Annotated in this window: 1 protein-coding gene; it reads right to left on the bottom strand. The window is 64.0% G+C overall.

Going from position 1 to position 350, the window contains the following annotated elements; genetic code table 11:
* Positions 1–350, bottom strand: a 350-nt coding sequence (locus KW825_RS20305; RefSeq protein WP_218330242.1) for a hypothetical protein, incomplete at both ends; no start/stop codon positions are given.

Consider the following 350-nt stretch of genomic DNA (forward strand, 5'->3'; position numbering starts at 1 on the left):
TTTTGGGTGAAGGTACCGTAGCTGCCCAGTGCAGCTACCGCAGCACTGTTGTCATGCCCGCTCGCACTCCAGCCCACAAAGACCGCCGGGGTGTCGGCACCCACGGTGTCGTTGCCCAGCACGTTGCCACTCAGGCTGCCGGCCACATCCTCGGTGGTGGTGCCGCCCGCGTCGTTGTTGGCCGTCGGCACATCGTCAACGATGCGCACTATCAGCTCGTCGCTGCCACTGGTGCCACTCACTCCGTTCACCCCGATGGTGATGCTGTCGTCAAACCCGGTGGGCGTCGCCCCCAGCTTGCTGTCGTTGTCGATGGTCGCACTCAGGGTGTAGCTGTAGTTCACCGTCCC

The organism is Aeromonas sp. sif2433, from assembly GCF_019218705.1.
Lineage (GTDB): Bacteria > Pseudomonadota > Gammaproteobacteria > Enterobacterales > Aeromonadaceae > Aeromonas > Aeromonas encheleia.